Annotated in this window: 2 protein-coding genes; one reads left to right on the top strand and one right to left on the bottom strand. The window is 57.5% G+C overall.

Going from position 1 to position 1548, the window contains the following annotated elements:
• The coding region (locus AB4043_RS25080) for a hypothetical protein (protein WP_442308469.1) at positions 1-431 on the top strand (431 nt) is incomplete at its 5' end.
• A gap of 162 nt (positions 432-593) precedes the next feature.
• Here AB4043_RS25080 and AB4043_RS25085 read toward each other — a convergent pair.
• Positions 594-1436, bottom strand: coding sequence for an SGNH/GDSL hydrolase family protein (locus AB4043_RS25085; RefSeq protein WP_442308470.1), 843 nt, complete (start codon positions 1434-1436; stop codon positions 594-596).
• Positions 1437-1548 lie beyond the last annotated feature (112 nt).

Below are 1548 nucleotides of genomic sequence, written 5' to 3' on the forward strand. Positions count from 1 at the left end.
CAGAGACACAAGAAGGCGTCGCCGACCGCCTCCGAACAGCGGAAAGAATGGAACAAGACGGAATGGCGCTCGTGGGGTGTGAGGTATTGCCAAGACTGATCGGCAAGAGCTCCATCTCGGCGATGCCTCACCTTGCTGCGTCGGTGTACAGCATGATCTGCGCCACCCGCCCACAGTCTGCGGCTGCCGCGGTGAGAGGGCGCGCGATGCGTCGCGACTACCGCGATGCCCTGCGTGGCTTCACCTTTCCGTGTCTGATCGTGCTTGGGGATGAAGACTCTTATTCGTCCGAAGCGCAGGGGCAAGCCATGCAGGCTCTGATTCCCAGGTGCAGCCTTGCGGTCCTGCCTCGTGTTGGGCACTTGCCCAATCTCGAACAGCCTCTAGGATTCAATTCGTTGCTTGAGCAATTCATCACCAGTCTGGACTGAAGTAAGAGTTAAAAGTTGAAAGTTAAAAGTTGAAGCGTTAACGCATAGGCAAGGCGAATGATTCGCCTCACCAAAACACAAAGCGAAGGCATGGGTGAAAGAACAATGTTCTTGCTGCCCATGCCTTAACGCTTTAACTTGCAAACCTTTAACTTTTAACTCTTACTTCAGTGCTTTCTCAACCGCTGCCTGCGCCAGCGGCTCCATCACGGCATATCCGGCGTCATTCGGATGTACGGTCTTGTCCGCGGCGAGATCTTCCTTCATGCCGCCTTCGTTGTCGACCAGGGACGGATAGTAGTTCAGGAAGGTGAGTTTTTCTTTCGCGCAGTACTGCTCGATCCATTGGTTCAGTGTGCGGATCGTCTCGGCGGGCTGGACGTCAGGATTCCAGCCGAACTTCTTTGCCGGCAGCACGCTGGCCAGCACGACGCGGATGTTGTTCGCTTTGGCGATGGCCACCATGYTGGTGATGTTGTCCTGAATCATCTGCAGGTTTTCCGGGCCGGTGTTGCCGGCGACATCGTTAGTTCCCGCAAGAATAACCACAGCAACAGGCTTCAGATGAACGACGTCCTGCTCGAAGCGGATAAGCATCTGCTGCGTCGTCTGTCCGCTGATGCCGCGGTTGATCCAGGGTTTGCCGGGAAAGAACTTTCCGCCGCGGCGTCCCCAGGCGTCGGTGATGGAGTCGCCGTAGAAGACTACCCGCTTTTCGCCGGGAGCCGGAGGCGCGAGCTTGGCATTGTCTTCGCGATAGCGGCTGAGCTGGGCGAAGTCCAGGACGCGGCCCTGCAGGCCGGCGATGGTCTTGTCGGTCGGCATGGAGATCTGGTCCGGTACCGGGGGTTTCTGCACGGGGACCGAGACCGGCGTCGCCGGGGCGGCGGCTTCGGCAGGTTTCACCACCTGCTGTTCCGGTACGGGGTTCTGTTCACTTGCTGGAGCCTGGCACCAGGCCACACCTACACTCAATCCAAGGGCGATTACAGCAAAGCGGCGCATCCCATTCCCTCCACGACTCACCATTCAATCATGTTGCGCAGGTAACATGGTTCTGCCGAGGTGAATCATGAACCAAACAAACCACTTTTGCGCAACCTCGGGTAGGCTATAT

Origin of the sequence: Terriglobus sp. YAF25 (assembly GCF_052113305.1) — a bacterium.
Classification (GTDB): Bacteria; Acidobacteriota; Terriglobia; order Terriglobales; family Acidobacteriaceae; genus Terriglobus.